Source organism: Sodalis sp. RH19, from assembly GCF_047324215.1.
Lineage (GTDB): Bacteria > Pseudomonadota > Gammaproteobacteria > Enterobacterales > Enterobacteriaceae > Acerihabitans.
Map to the genome: position 1 here is coordinate 4,035,264 of NZ_CP178734.1, position 13,825 is coordinate 4,049,088.

Sequence of the window (13,825 nt, forward strand, 5' to 3'; positions counted from 1 at the left end):
CGGATTAAGTCATTCATCAGCCTATTGCCCCAAAAAATATATTCCCGTCGCATGAGCAATATCTTTTTATCTCTTTAATTCAAATAGCTGCAGACGTTTCTTCTTTTATAAAAACAGTGAATGGCAAGTATTCATTCCGATGTCATCTTATTTTAACCGCACTGTCATCTTGCGCCGCCATCATGCTATGCAATGTCGTAACGGAAGCGTTGCCGTATGTTATGCCGCCACACCGCGCCATCCCGTTATTGCATACCCGCTGTCCGCCGCCCCGTGGAGATTTTTATTATGATGCAGTTATCTAGACATCCGACCAGTTATCCCACGCTTTATCAGCATATCGCCGCGCAGCTGGAGCAGGAGCTGCGCACGCAGTACCGCAGCGGCGAATATTTGCCGTCGGAGCAGCGCCTGGCGCAGCGCTATCAGGTTAACCGCCACACCCTGAGGCGCGCGGTGGATCAACTGGTGGATCGCGGCTGGCTGCAGCGTCGGCACGGTATCGGCATCCTGGTGTTGATGCGGCCCTATGACTATCCGCTGCATGCCCAGGCGCATTTCAGCCAGAACCTGCTGGATCAGGGCAGCCACCCCACCAGCGAACTGCTGCTGGCGGTGCTGCGACCGTGCAGCGTGCCGGTGGCGGACGCGCTGTCGTGCCAGGCCGGCGCAACCGTGATTCATTTACGCACGCTGCGCCGGGTCAACGGCGTGCCGCTCAGCGTTATCGACCACTATCTGCCGGACCTGGAGTGGTGGCCCGAACTGCAGCAGTTCGCCAGCGGTTCGCTACATGAGTTTATCACTACGCGCCTGGGCGAGAAGCTGGTGCGCAGGCAAACGCGCATCAGCGCGCGGCGGGCCCAGACCAAGGAAAGCCAGCTTCTGGAGGCGGCCCATCAAATCCCGCTGCTCTGCGTGCGCACGCTCAATACCCGCGGCGACAGCGACCGGATAGCGGAATACTCCTTTACCCTGGCGCGCGCCGATATGATTGAACTGACGATGGAGCACTGAATGTTTACCTTACAGCAAAGACAGCGCTGGATGTCGGTACTGGCGTCCTCCCCCGCCGCGGAAGTGCGGGCCGGCTGGCAGACCCTGGATCTTAACGTCCCGTTTGACATTATCCGCGCGCCGGAAACCGGGCTTACCCAGCTTGTCGCGCGCATGGGCGCCACAGGACGCCGTTTTGTCCTGGGCGACATGACGGTAACGCGGGCCGTGGTCCGCCTTGGCAGCGGCACCTATGGCTACAGCTACGTGGCCGGTCGCGATAAAGCCCATGCCGAGCTGTGCGCCCTGGCGGATGCCATGCTGCAACGGGCGGAGCATCATGAACGCCTGCATCGGCAATTAATCGAGCCCCTGTCCGCCCGGCGGCAAGAGCAACACCAATTACGGGCGCGTGAAATCGCCGCCAGCCGCGTGGACTTCTTTACCCTGGTGCGGGGGGATAACTGATGACGCTGCTGCCAGGATTTACCCAACCGGTGCACCAGTCCCAGCAGGCTTTTCGCCTGATCCTCAAAGCCCTGAGCGAACCCGGCTCCCGGGTGACCCTGCCGGTAAAGGACGGGTGGCATCCGCTCGGCAAGGCCGCCACCGGCGTACTGCTGACGCTGGCCGATGGGGAAACGCCGCTCGCCATCTGCCCGGCATTGGGCAGCGACGCCGTTATCAACAACCTGCGTTTCCATACCGGCGCGCCGCTGGCCGCACGTCCGGCGCTCGCAAGCCTTGCCGTATTCGATAACCGGCTTAGCGCCGCGCAGCTCCAGGCGCTGGCGCACGGCACTGAAATTTCGCCCGAGCTCGGCGCCATGGTGGTAGTGCAAATCGACAGCCTGGACGATGGCGTACCGCTGCGCCTGAGCGGCCCGGGCATAGAGCATCCGCGCCGGGCGGCCCCGGCGCTGCCGGCGCCGCTGCTGGATTATCTGGTCAACCGGCCACAGCGTTTCCCGCTTGGCCTTGATTTCCTGCTGGCCTGCGAAGACGGCCTGATGGCTATTCCCAGGACCACCCATGTGGAGGTGTGCTGATGTATGTTGCGGTGAAAGGCGGGGAAAAGGCGATTGATGCCGCCCATCAACTACAGGAACATCTGCGTCGCGGCGACGACGCGATCCCGGCGATCGGCTGCGGGCAGATCGATCAACAGCTCGGCCTGGCGGTGGATCGGGTCATGACCGAAGGCGGCATCTACGATCGGCAACTGGCGTCGCTGGCGATAAAACAGGCCAGCGGCGATCTGGTCGAGGCCATCTTCCTGCTGCGGGCTTATCGCACCACCTTGCCGCGCCTGGCGGTGAGCGAACCGGTCGCCACGGAAAAAATGCGCCTGGAGCGCCGCATTTCGGCGGTTTATAAAGATCTGCCCGGCGGACAGGTGCTCGGGCCGACCTATGACTATACCCACCGGCTGCTGGACTTCGCCCTGCTGGCGGAGGGCGCGCCGGTGCCGGCCGCGCCGCGCGCCGACGCCGCGCTGCCCGATGAATGCGCCCATGTGTTCAGCCTGCTCGGCCAGCAGCAGCTGGCTCCCGGCGAACACGACGACGGCGCGGAACCGGACGATATCACCCGCCGTCCGCCCACCTATCCCAGCTCGCGCTCCGCCCGCCTGCAGCAGCTGGTACGCGGCGACGAGGGTTTTCTGCTGGCGCTAAGTTACTCCGGCCAGCGCGGTTACGGCCGCACCCATCCGTTTGCCGGCGAGATCCGCAGCGGCTACGCGACGGTCACCGTCGTGCCGGAAGAGCTGGGTTTTGCCATTGATATCGGCGAAATCCTGCTGACGGAATGTGAAATGGTCAACGGCTTTGTCGACCCCGCGGACCGGCCGCCGCATTTTACCCGCGGCTACGGGCTCGTATTCGGCCGCGCCGAGCGCAAGGCGATGTCCATGGCGCTGGTCGATCGCGCGCTGCAATGCGGCGAGTACGGCGAGCAGGTCGATAGCCCGGCCCAGGACGAGGAGTTCGTGCTGGCCCATGCCGATAATGTGGAGGCGGCGGGATTTGTTTCCCATCTCAAGCTGCCGCACTACGTCGATTTCCAGGCTGAACTGGAATTGCTTAAACGCCTGCGCCAGGAATTTGTCCACGGCGCCGGCACCGGATCGGAGAACCCCCATGAGTGAGACATTGGCCGGCTATAATCCGGGCTATCTCGACGAACAAACCAAACGCATGATCCGCCGCGCCATTCTCAAGGCGGTGGCCATTCCGGGCTACCAGGTGCCGTTCGGCGGGCGTGAAATGCCGATGCCCTACGGCTGGGGCACCGGCGGGGTCCAGCTCACCGCCAGCATTATCGGCCGCAACGATGTGCTGAAGGTGATTGACCAGGGCGCGGACGATACCACCAACGCGGTGTCGATCCGCCGCTTTTTCCAGCGGGTGGCGGGCGTCGCCACCACCGGGCGCACGACCCAGGCCACGCTTATCCAGACCCGCCACCGTATCCCGGAAACGCCCCTGGCGGCGGACCAGATCCTGATTTACCAGGTGCCGATCCCCGAGCCGCTGCGCTTTATCGAACCGCGGGAAACCGAAACCCGTAAAATGCACGCCCTGGAAGAATACGGCGTCATGCAGGTCAAGCTGTACGAAGATATCGCCCGTTACGGCCATATCGCCACAACCTACGCTTATCCGGTAAAGGTGAACGATCGCTATGTCATGGATCCCTCGCCGATCCCCAAGTTCGATAATCCCAAAATGCATATGATGCCGGCGCTGCAGCTGTTCGGCGCCGGCCGTGAAAAACGCATCTACGCCCTGCCGCCCTTTACCAAGGTCAAGAGCCTGGATTTCGATGACCATCCCTTTAGCGTGCAGCGCTGGGAGCAGCCCTGCGCGCTGTGCGGATCCCGCGCCAGCTACCTGGACGAGGTGGTGCTCGACGACGCGGGCAATCGCATGTTTATCTGCTCCGATACCGATTTTTGCCAGCAGCAGCTGGCGCAACAGCCACAGGGGAATCCCGTATGACCTCCGCATCGTTTTCCCCGACGCCGCTGCTGTCGGTTGAGCGCCTCACGCATCTCTACGCGCCGGGAAAAGGCTTCAGCGACGTCTCGTTCGATATCTATCCAGGCGAGGTGGTCGGCATTGTCGGCGAGTCCGGATCGGGCAAAACCACGCTGCTGAAAGCCATTTCCGCGCGGCTCACGCCGCAGGAGGGCAGGATAACCTATTGTCCGGCCACCGGTCCGGGGCGCGACCTGTACGCCATGGCGGAAAGCGACCGCCGCCGCCTGCTGCGCACCGAATGGGGCGTGGTGCACCAGCATCCCCTCGACGGACTGCGCCCGCGCGTCTCCGCCGGCGGCAATATCGGCGAGCGCCTGATGGCCGTCGGCCAGCGCCATTATGGCGAGATCCGGCAACAGGCCGCCCACTGGCTGGAGGATGTGGAAATCCCGGCGGCGCGCATTGATGATTTGCCCACCACGTTTTCCGGCGGCATGCAGCAGCGGCTGCAGATCGCCCGCAACCTGGTCACCCGGCCGCGGCTGGTGTTTATGGATGAGCCCACCGGCGGACTGGATGTGTCGGTGCAGGCCAGGCTGCTGGATCTGCTGCGCGGGCTGGTGGTCGAGATGCAGCTGGCGGCGGTGATCGTCACGCACGATCTCGGCGTGGCGCGCCTGCTGGCCCATCGGCTGCTGGTGATGAAGGAAGGACGGGTGGTGGAGAGCGGACTCACCGATCGGGTACTGGACGATCCCCATCATCCCTACACCCAGCTCCTGGTCTCGTCGGTCTTATCCTGAGACAAAGGCATCTATCATGTGGAACCATCAGATGAATACGCAATTGCGGGTCGAACATCTCAGTAAAACCTTTGTGCTGCATCAGCAAAACGGCGTGCGCCTGCCGGTGCTGCGCGACGCCAACCTGACGGTCAAGGGCGGCGAATGCCTGGTGCTGCACGGCCATTCCGGCAGCGGCAAGTCCACCCTGCTGCGCTCGCTGTACGCCAATTACCTGCCCGACCAGGGCCATATCTGGATACGGCACCAGGGCGGATGGCTGGATATGGTCCAGGCCGAGGCCCGGCAAATCCTGGCGGTGCGCCGCCATACCGTCGGCTGGGTGAGCCAGTTTTTACGGGTGATCCCGCGCATCAGCGCCCTGGACCTGGTGATGCAGCCATTACTGGAGCTGGGCGTCGAACGCGTGCAGTGCCGCGAGCGCGCCGAGGCATTGCTCGACCGGCTGAATGTGCCCCGCCGGCTTTGGCATCTGGCGCCCTCCACCTTTTCCGGCGGCGAGCAGCAGCGGGTCAATATTGCGCGCGGTTTTATCATCGATTACCCGGTATTGCTGCTCGACGAGCCCACCGCATCGCTCGACGGCCGCAACGGCGCGGCGGTGGTCGCCCTGATCGAACAGGCCAAACAGCGCGGCGCCGCCATTGTCGGCATTTTCCATGACGACGCCGTCCGCCAGCGGGTGGCGGACCGGCTCTACGCTATGCAACCGTCTCATGAGGTGAATACCCCCGATGATCATTAATAACGTCAAACTCATATTAAAAGATGAGATTGTCAGCGGTTCGCTGGAGATGCGCGACGGCATGATTCTCAGCTACGCCGACAGCGCCAGCCAATTGCCCCAGGCGCTGGACGGCGAGGGCGGCTGGCTGCTGCCCGGGTTAATCGAACTGCATACCGATAACCTGGATAAATTCTTTACCCCGCGCCCGAATGTCGACTGGCCGGCGCATTCCGCCATGAGCAGCCATGACGCGCTGATGGTGGCCAACGGCATCACCACCGTGCTGGACGCGGTGGCGATAGGCGATGTGCGCGACGGCGGACACCGGGCCGGCACGCTGCAAAAAATGATCGACGCCATTGTCGCCAGCCACGCCTCCGGCGCCACCCGCGCCGAACACCGGCTGCACCTGCGCTGTGAATTGCCCCATAGCAGCACCCTTGGGCTGTTTGAGCAATTTATGGATCAGCCGGCGGTGGCGCTGGTGTCATTAATGGATCATTCGCCGGGCCAGCGCCAGTTTGTCTCGTCGCTGAAATACCGTGAATATACCCAGGGTAAATATCATCTCAGCGATCGGCAAATGGATGCCTTTGAACAGGAACAGACCGCCCTGGCCCTGCGCTGGTCGGCGCCCAACCGCGCGGCGATCGCCGCCCATTGCCGCCGGCGCAATATTACCCTGGCCAGCCATGACGACGCCACCGTGGCGCATGTGCAGGAATCCCGCGCCCTGGGCAGCGCCATCGCCGAATTTCCCACCACCGAGGCGGCGGCGCGCGCCTCGCACCAGCTGGGTTTGCAGGTATTGATGGGCGCGCCGAATATCGTGCGCGGCGCATCGCATTCCGGCAATGTGGCGGCCCACCATCTGGCCTCGATTGGCGTGCTGGATATCCTCTCCTCCGATTACTATCCGGCCAGCCTGCTGGACGCCGCGTTTCGCATCGCGGCGGATGAGACCAACGGTTTTACCCTGCCGCAGGCGGTGATGCTGATGACCGGCAATCCGGCGCGGGCGCTGGGACTCGGCGATCGCGGCCTGATTGCCGAAGGCTTGCGCGCCGATCTGGTGCTGGCCCATCGCCATCACGGCCATGTGTCGGTGAAAAATGTCTGGCGGCAAGGGCGGCAGGTCTTCTGACCGCGGCCCCTTTCAGCCCACGGCGGCGGGGCAGGCAGCGCCAATCCGTCGTGGAAAATGCGTTATTTTGACAGGAACCCAATTCATGACATCCCAGTCACAGCCGAAAATCGGCAACAACGTGATACTGAACAGCACCCGCCTCGGCCAGTATGTTCATCTGGCCGATGACGCCTTTCTGGAAGAGGTGGACATGGGCGATTACTCGTATACCGACGGCCATAACAAGATTTCGTACGCCACCATCGGTAAATTCGTCTCGATCGCCTCTTATGTGCGCATCAACCCGGGCAACCATCCCACCTATCAGCGCATCGCCCAGCATCATTTTACCTATCGCAGCTCGGCATACGGACTGGGCGCCGACGACGAGGCGTTTTTCGACTGGCGGCGCGAACGGCATGTCACCATCGGTCATGATGTGTGGATAGGCCATGGCGCCACCATTATGCCCGGGGTCACCATCGGCAACGGCGCGGTCATCGGCACCGCATCGGTGGTGACCAAGGATGTCGCGCCCTACGCGATTGTCGCCGGCGTACCGGCGAAACCCATCGGCAGCCGTTTTGACGCGACGCTGATTGAACGTATCGAGCGCAGCCAGTGGTGGCATTGGGATCATGAGACGCTGCAACAGCGCCTGGCGGATTTTCGCGATCTGGACAGTTTTATCGCGCGCTATTTGTAGTTCACCACGGTAGGGGTTTTCCCTGATAATCCAGGTAAAGATGTTGTCCGCTATGGCGATAATGCTCCACTACGTCCGCCACGCCCGTGACGCTCGTCAGCACGTCTATTTCCGCGGCCACCCTGCCGTCCAGCGTGCCCATTGCGGTGGCGGCCCATCCCGGATGCAGCGAAAGCACGGTAACGCCCCGCGCCTTTTGATCGGCATAGATACCACGCGCTAACATATTCAACGCAGCCTTGCTCGCCCGGTACAGCTCCAGGCCGCCCTCCACATTGCCGGCGATACTGGCGCGGTGAGACGACATAAACGCCAGCGTGCCCCTTTCGCGCAGGAAAGACAGCAGACTACGGGCCAACCGGGCAGGGCCAAAGGTATTGGTCAGCATAATCTGCATCATCTCCTCATCAGTGGCCTCCAGCACTGACTGATGTAAGGCGCCGTAAATACCCGCATTGAGATATATAACGTCAAACTTGCGTTCTCCCAGCGCGGTTTTAAGCTCCTCGATCTGTTCGCGGGCGGTAACGTCTATATAGCCGATGGCCAGTCTGGCCGGATCGGCTACCGCAATACGTTCAAGCGACGTGGTATCGGCGCCGGGAAACGCCGTCACAAACAGCCGCCACCCCCGTTGGAAAAATTGTTCCGCCAGGCCAAGGCCCAGTCCGCGTTCCGCCGCGATGATCAGTATGTCTTGGTTGTTCATTTGTTTTACTCCCAAAAATGTTTAACGTGCCGTATAACCGCCGTCGGCCATGATTAACGCGCCGGTGACAAAACTGGCGCGCGGCGACGCCAGCCAGGCGATGACATCGGCTATTTCCCCCGGCTGAGCCACACGGCCCAAGGCATGCAGATGACCGTAGCCGGCCAGGGTGGCGCGGCTATCCGCGACGATGCCGTTCAGGATGCCGGTTTCCACCACACCGGGCGCCACAGCGTTTACGCGGATGTTGTGGGCGCCGTATTCAAGCGCCATCACTTTGGTTAGCTGCGCGATAGCCCCCTTAGAGGCGGCATACGCGGCGGTGCCGGCCATACCGATAACGCTGACCACCGACGCTACGTTTACAATAGCGCCCTGCTCCTGCGCCGCCATCACCCGCAGCGCCTCGCGGGAATGCAAAAAACAACCGCGCGCGTTGACGGCCAGGATCTGATCCCATTCTTGCGCGCTGGTATCAGCCACGGATTTGTTCAGCGTGCGCCCGGCGTTGTTCACCAGAATATCCAGCCCGCCAAACTGCTCTTGCGCTAACTTTATCGCCTGCTTTGCCGTGGCTTCCTCGCTGACATCCGCCACCAGCGTCACAATGTGGCCGGCTTGTTCTAGATCCCTGACCTCGGGATTAATATCTTCCGCTACGATGCGAACGCCATGGGCCAGCAGCAGCGCCACGGTGGCGCGGCCGATATCCCCCGCCGCGCCGGTAACAATGGCAACCCGTTCCCTCAGGCCTTGGGTGGTATCTATAGACATAATGTTTACCCTACGATGGGCGGTAAGGAACCCAGTGTCCCTTTCTCGCCAGATGGCTGGTTGAGGCCTATTGTAAAAATTGCCGGCGAGGGAAATAATGCCCAGGCCTCTAAATAAATTGCCTATTCCTATCGCAATAAGGTAAAAAAAGAGCAATAATTTTGAAATAATCCAATGAAAACCTGGATATATAAGAGAAATATGCTTTCTACCTCACACTCTCTAGGCGGGGAAATAGTCGGCCACCTTCTGCGCCTGGCGTCCAATCCGGGTTACAACCACTCATTGCTGCCCGGTGTACGCTTGCTACGCGCCAACGCCGCTCTGGAACGTACCCCCGTCTTGTATGAGCCCTGTATTGTATTTGTCTGCCAGGGGCGCAAACGCGGTTTTCTCGGTGACGCCGTGTTTGTCTATGATGCCCGGCACTATCTGGTGCTGTCGGTTCCCCTGCCCTTTGCCAGCCAAACCGAGGCCAGCGCCGATGAACCCATGCTGGCGATATCCATGAAACTGGATTTCAAACTGCTGGCGGAGGTAATGCTAACCCTGTCCCGGCAAAAACCCGCGGGTTATGCGGCTCCCGCCAGTATGGTGTCTACGCCTATCGATGAAGCGTTAAGCGAAGCGATATTGCGGCTGGTGAAAATCCTCGGTTCCGCACTCGACTGTCAGGTGCTGGGTGAAGGTATAATCAAGGAAATTTATTATCGGGTATTGCTGGGGGAACAGGGGGAAGCGCTGCGCGCCGCGCTGGACAACCAGGGGCATTTTGGGCAAATAGCCAGAGCGATGCAAAAAATACAGCAGCAGTTCGCCGCGCGCATTGATGTGACCGAACTGGCCGCAAACGCCGGCATGAGCATTCCCGCTTTTCATGCCCATTTTAAAGCGGTGACGCAAAGCACGCCGATGCAGTATCTTAAATCCACTCGTTTGCACCAGGCTCGCCTGTTGATGGTGCGCTCAGGCCTGAGCGCGGCGGAGGTCGCTATCCGGGTCGGTTATGAAAGCCCATCCCAGTTCAGCCGGGAGTTTAAACGGTTGTTCTCACGCAGCCCACGCCAGGAAGCGGTGCGCATGCGCGACCTGCTGCAGGTCAAAGCCGCGCTGGCATGGCCGGATTATATCACCCTGGAGGAGTAATCTGGCCAGGCTTTATCCCCCGGGTGTTGGCGCCTGGGGGTTTAACGCACCGAGAAATTCAACCAGCTTTTTTGCCGCTGGGGTAAGATCGAGGCGCGAGCGCATGGCGATCCTCAACTGCCGCCGGGTCCAGTTTTCGTCCAGCGGGATAAAGGCCACGCCGTCGTCCGGCCCGTTCGCCGCCATGGCGATGGGCAATATGGCAATCCCCGCGCCGCCGGCCACCATGCGCCGGATATTATCCAGGCCGCGCACCCGGGCCCGCAGCCGCAGGGTTTTACCGGCGCGGATCGCGTGTCCTTCGATATGCCGCGCCAGCGCGCTGTCTTCCGGCAGGCCGATAAACTCATGGTCCAGCGCCTCGCTGAAGCTGACCCGCCGACGCCGTTCCAGCGCATGTCCCGGCGCCACCGCCAGCACTAAACAATCCTGCCTGAACGGCAGGATTTCCAGCCCGCTGAAATCCGCATGATCCGCCGCGATACCGATATCCGCCGCGCCGCGCGCCACCGCGCGGGTAATCTCCTCGCTGGGCAGTTCATCCAGCTCAATATCCACGCCGGGATGCAACCGCAGGAAATCACACAGCGGCCCGGGCAAAAACTGCCCCAGCGCCACGGTGTTCGCCAGCAGCCGCACCTGCCCCTTGATGCCTTGGGTAAAGGCGCTTAATTCGCCCGACAGCTGCGCGGCGTGTCCCAGGATGATTTTTGCCCGGTCATAGACCACCCGTCCCGCCGGCGTGGCCGTGACGCCCCGGTGGCGGCGCGCCAGCAGGCGGACGCCCGCCTCCCGTTCCAGCCCGGCGATGCGGGCGCTGGCGGACGACAGGGACAGGCAGGCCCTGCCCGCGCCGGCGGTAATGCTGCCGGCGTCGACGACCCACACCAGCAGACGTAAATCGGTCAGGTCGAAATGCATGATATTACCTCCCTACCCGTGTGCGGCCTGGCGGCCAGCCTTCGGCAATAACGAAGGCCGACTTAAAAACATACGCATTGTGCCGCATCCTTTACGCGGCAAAAATAGAAGAACCCGCACTTTGAGAAAAAAGCTTACCATGGAACCGACGCTGTATATCCTGTTAATCGGGCTGACATTCCTGATCGCCGGTATGGTAAAGGGCGTGATTGGCCTTGGCCTGCCTACCGTTGCCATGGGCGTGCTGGGCGTGGTGATGCCGCCCGCGCAAGCGGCCGCGCTGCTGATTATCCCTTCGCTGGTGACGAATATATGGCAGCTGTGCAGCGGGCCGCACCGGGCGCGTTTATGCCGCAGGCTTTGGCCGATGCTGCTGGCCGTATGCCTCGGCACCTGGTACGGCGCCGGCATGATGGCGGGCGCAATGGCGGCGTGGACATCGCTGTGGCTGGGGATCCTGCTGATGGTCTATGCGCTGGTCAGCCTGCTTAACCGGCAGGCGCGGGTGCCGCCCGCGGCGGAGAAATGGCTGGGGCCGCTGGCGGGAGGAATCACCGGCCTTATCACCGGCGCCACCGGCGTGTTTGTCCTCCCCGCCGTGCCCTATTTAAATGCCCTGGCCCTGGCGCGGGACGAGCTTATCCAGGCGCTGGGGCTGTCGTTTACCGTCTCGACCCTGGCGCTGGCGGCCAGCCTCGCCTGGCATCATATGCTGCCGTTGCACGCGCTGGGCCTGTCGCTGCTGGCCGTTATTCCCGCGCTGGCGGGCATGTTTTTCGGCGCCTGGCTGCGCGCCGTCATCAGCCCCGGACTGTTTCGCCGCTGTTTTTTCCTGGGCCTGCTCGGCCTTGGCCTGGAAATCGCCTGGCAACATTTGCCTTAGGCCGCGCCGGCGCCGGATTCGTCGCCCCAGGCCCGGTTTTGCAGCACCAGCCGATAACCGTCATGATCTTGGAAGGTCTTGCCCGCCACGTCCCAGTACGGATTAAACGATACCACCCGCTCGAAACCCGCCTCGCCCAGACGCTGGCACGATCGCCGCCACCGCGCCTCATCCGGCAGGTAGAGCACCAGCAGATCTTCCGGCGTCGGCGCCGGTGGCACCGGGTGCTGTTCGCAAACGGTAAATTCAAAATGCCAGGGCAGTCCCTGCGCGCCGAGCATGACGCCGTTAAACCCATTATGGCCGGTAAAACTGCCCAGCACCCGCATGCCGAGGCCCGAGCAGTACATTTCCCTGCTGAGTTCAAGGTTGGTGACGGGGCGGGCGATGCGCATATGCGATGTGAGCATGGTAAGATCTCCGGGTTAAACAGGACCGTGGCCCCTGGCATAACTATCCTGATCTCACTGTAATACATAACCGCCGTCCGGGCATCATCTCCAAACCGGATTGTTTCCCCGGATAACGCTAGCCGCCCGGGACGACTTACGGACGCTCCCGGGCGGTATCGAAAGTCGCCCGTGCCTGGCGAAATCGGTCGGCATTCTCCACCACCCATAACCACAGCGGTATCATTTGCCCCAGCAACTGCCTGCCCAGCTCCGACAGCTCATACTCCACGCGCGGGGATTTCTCAAAATAGTCATAACGCAGCACCAGCCCGTCGCGCTCCAGCTGCCGCAGCGAGCGGGTCAGCATACGCTGCGTAACCCCGCCCATGCGCCTGGCTATCTCCGCATGGCGCAGCCGTCCCCCCACGCCCAGGATGTGTACGATGCCGAGCGACCAGCGGTTGCCGGCATGGGTCAGCACCTCGCGCTTTAAACCATCGTCGTCGTCGCTCAACGCGTCGCACACGGCCTGCGACCGTGCAATCATATCGCTCATTTCCACATTGCCTCCCGGTATCACCGGTGTGCCTTCTTGTTCTTCATCATGGGAGATGTAACCCTGGTCGCAACTTAATAGGAGAAGCCCATGAACGTCAACCCTGAAAATACCCGCGACGCTATCCTGGTGATCGGCGCCGGCGAGCTTGGCATGGCGGTGATCCGCAATTTGGCGCAGCGCGCCGCCTTATCCGCCGGCACCACCATCACCGTGCTGCTGCGCCAGGCATCCATACACAGCCGGGAACCGGGCAAACAACGCGATGTGGCCGAACTGCGCGCGCTGGGCGTACAGTTGCTCGCGGGCGATCTGCTCACCGCGACCACATCGGACCTGGCCGACCTCTTCCGGCCGTTTACCACCCTGGTGTGTTGCACCGGCTTTGCCGCCGGCGGCGGCACGCAGCTTAAAATAGCCCATGCGGTACTGGCGGCGGGAGTGAAACGCTATTTTCCCTGGCAATTCGGCGTCGATTACGATCTGATCGGCAAAGGCAGCGGCCAGGATCTGTTTGACGAACAGCTCGACGTGCGCCATCTCCTGCGGGCGCAAACGCGCACCGAATGGGTCATCATTTCCACCGGCATCTTTACCAGCTATCTGTTCGAGCCGTCTTTCGGCATCGTGGATCTGGCGCACAACACCGTGCATGCCCTGGGCAGTTGGGATAACGCCGTCACCGTCACCACGCCCGAGGATATCGGCGTGCTGACCGCGGCTATCCTGTTCGCCGCGCCGCGCATCGTTAACCAGGTGGTGTATATCGCCGGCGATACTCTGACCTATGCGCGGCTGGCGGATATCGTTGACGGCGTGACCGGCACCAAGGTTCGCCGTGTGACATGGGATTTAGCGTACCTCGCCGCCGGGCTGGCGCGTGAACCCGGGGATACGGTGCGCAAATACCGGCTGGCCTTCGCCAAAGGGACCGGCGTGGCATGGGATATGAACCAGACGTTTAATCACCAGCACCATATCGGCATGACAAACGCAGAGCAGTGGGCGCGGCAAAAAATCAGCGGACAATCCCGCAGCGCTGGCGACGCGGCCTAAAGCGACCCGGCGTGGCCGATGTGTTCTCAATAACGCGCCCGGACGG

Annotated in this window: 17 protein-coding genes; 12 read left to right on the top strand and 5 right to left on the bottom strand. The window is 61.9% G+C overall.

The window, feature by feature from the left end:
• Positions 1-291: 291 nt before the first annotated feature.
• The 9 genes from phnF (at position 292) to ACL2XF_RS18265 (ending at position 7,342) form a co-directional block, all read left to right on the top strand.
• A complete protein-coding gene (gene phnF / locus ACL2XF_RS18225; protein WP_413723531.1) occupies positions 292-1,017 on the top strand; it encodes a phosphonate metabolism transcriptional regulator PhnF in 726 nt (241 codons plus the stop codon).
• The gene (phnG, locus tag ACL2XF_RS18230; protein WP_410012438.1) at positions 1,018-1,464 is read left to right on the top strand and encodes a phosphonate C-P lyase system protein PhnG; all 447 of its coding nucleotides are present in this window, start codon (positions 1,018-1,020) and stop codon (positions 1,462-1,464) included.
• Entirely contained in the window at positions 1,464-2,045 is a 582-nt protein-coding gene (gene phnH, locus ACL2XF_RS18235) for a phosphonate C-P lyase system protein PhnH (protein WP_413721958.1), read from the top strand. The genes phnG and phnH overlap by 1 nt, the downstream gene beginning before the upstream one ends.
• Positions 2,045-3,145, top strand: coding sequence for a carbon-phosphorus lyase complex subunit PhnI (locus tag ACL2XF_RS18240; protein ID WP_410012440.1), 1,101 nt, complete (start codon positions 2,045-2,047; stop codon positions 3,143-3,145). The genes phnH and ACL2XF_RS18240 overlap by 1 nt, the downstream gene beginning before the upstream one ends.
• The gene (locus ACL2XF_RS18245) at positions 3,138-3,998 is read left to right on the top strand and encodes an alpha-D-ribose 1-methylphosphonate 5-phosphate C-P-lyase PhnJ (RefSeq protein WP_410012441.1); all 861 of its coding nucleotides are present in this window, start codon (positions 3,138-3,140) and stop codon (positions 3,996-3,998) included. The genes ACL2XF_RS18240 and ACL2XF_RS18245 overlap by 8 nt, the downstream gene beginning before the upstream one ends.
• On the top strand, positions 3,995-4,783 hold the full coding sequence (gene phnK, locus ACL2XF_RS18250) for a phosphonate C-P lyase system protein PhnK (RefSeq protein ID WP_413727295.1): 789 nt from the start codon (positions 3,995-3,997) through the stop codon (positions 4,781-4,783). The genes ACL2XF_RS18245 and phnK overlap by 4 nt, the downstream gene beginning before the upstream one ends.
• A gap of 31 nt (positions 4,784-4,814) precedes the next feature.
• A complete protein-coding gene (gene phnL / locus ACL2XF_RS18255; protein WP_413727296.1) occupies positions 4,815-5,528 on the top strand; it encodes a phosphonate C-P lyase system protein PhnL in 714 nt (237 codons plus the stop codon).
• Positions 5,518-6,654 carry an alpha-D-ribose 1-methylphosphonate 5-triphosphate diphosphatase gene (gene phnM / locus ACL2XF_RS18260; RefSeq protein ID WP_410012444.1) on the top strand — a complete coding sequence of 379 codons (1,137 nt, stop codon included), beginning with the start codon at positions 5,518-5,520 and terminating at the stop codon, positions 6,652-6,654. Before phnL ends, phnM begins: the two co-directional genes overlap by 11 nt.
• Before the next feature lie 85 nt (positions 6,655-6,739).
• Complete coding sequence (locus ACL2XF_RS18265; protein ID WP_410012445.1) at positions 6,740-7,342, top strand: DapH/DapD/GlmU-related protein; 603 nt, start codon at positions 6,740-6,742, stop codon at positions 7,340-7,342.
• Position 7,343: 1 nt separating this feature from the next.
• On the opposite strand, the gene ACL2XF_RS18270 is transcribed toward ACL2XF_RS18265, so the two are convergent.
• Together ACL2XF_RS18270 and ACL2XF_RS18275 are read right to left on the bottom strand one after the other, a co-directional pair.
• Positions 7,344-8,051, bottom strand: a complete 708-nt coding sequence (locus ACL2XF_RS18270; RefSeq protein WP_410012446.1) for an SDR family oxidoreductase — start codon at positions 8,049-8,051, stop codon at positions 7,344-7,346.
• 21 nt (positions 8,052-8,072) lie between these two features.
• Entirely contained in the window at positions 8,073-8,825 is a 753-nt protein-coding gene (locus tag ACL2XF_RS18275; RefSeq protein ID WP_413727297.1) for an SDR family NAD(P)-dependent oxidoreductase, read from the bottom strand.
• Between the two features lie 201 nt (positions 8,826-9,026).
• Here ACL2XF_RS18275 and ACL2XF_RS18280 point away from each other — a divergent pair, with 201 nt between their 5' ends.
• On the top strand, positions 9,027-9,971 hold the full coding sequence (locus ACL2XF_RS18280) for an AraC family transcriptional regulator (RefSeq protein ID WP_413727298.1): 945 nt from the start codon (positions 9,027-9,029) through the stop codon (positions 9,969-9,971).
• A 12-nt stretch (positions 9,972-9,983) separates the two neighbouring features.
• On the opposite strand, the gene ACL2XF_RS18285 is transcribed toward ACL2XF_RS18280, so the two are convergent.
• A complete protein-coding gene (locus ACL2XF_RS18285; protein ID WP_410012449.1) occupies positions 9,984-10,892 on the bottom strand; it encodes a LysR substrate-binding domain-containing protein in 909 nt (302 codons plus the stop codon).
• A 139-nt stretch (positions 10,893-11,031) separates the two neighbouring features.
• On the opposite strand from ACL2XF_RS18285, the gene ACL2XF_RS18290 reads away from it, so the two are divergent.
• On the top strand, positions 11,032-11,775 hold the full coding sequence (locus tag ACL2XF_RS18290) for a sulfite exporter TauE/SafE family protein (protein WP_413728835.1): 744 nt from the start codon (positions 11,032-11,034) through the stop codon (positions 11,773-11,775).
• Here the strand turns inward: ACL2XF_RS18290 and ACL2XF_RS18295 are convergent.
• Both ACL2XF_RS18295 and ACL2XF_RS18300 read right to left on the bottom strand, forming a co-directional pair.
• The gene (locus tag ACL2XF_RS18295; protein ID WP_410012450.1) at positions 11,772-12,185 is read right to left on the bottom strand and encodes a VOC family protein; all 414 of its coding nucleotides are present in this window, start codon (positions 12,183-12,185) and stop codon (positions 11,772-11,774) included. The two genes, ACL2XF_RS18290 and ACL2XF_RS18295, sit on opposite strands and share 4 nt — an antisense overlap.
• Positions 12,186-12,321: 136 nt before the next feature.
• Positions 12,322-12,723, bottom strand: coding sequence for a winged helix-turn-helix transcriptional regulator (locus ACL2XF_RS18300; protein ID WP_410012451.1), 402 nt, complete (start codon positions 12,721-12,723; stop codon positions 12,322-12,324).
• A gap of 90 nt (positions 12,724-12,813) precedes the next feature.
• Here ACL2XF_RS18300 and ACL2XF_RS18305 point away from each other — a divergent pair, with 90 nt between their 5' ends.
• Positions 12,814-13,779, top strand: a complete 966-nt coding sequence (locus ACL2XF_RS18305; protein WP_413727299.1) for an aromatic alcohol reductase — start codon at positions 12,814-12,816, stop codon at positions 13,777-13,779.
• Positions 13,780-13,825: the final 46 nt, after the last annotated feature.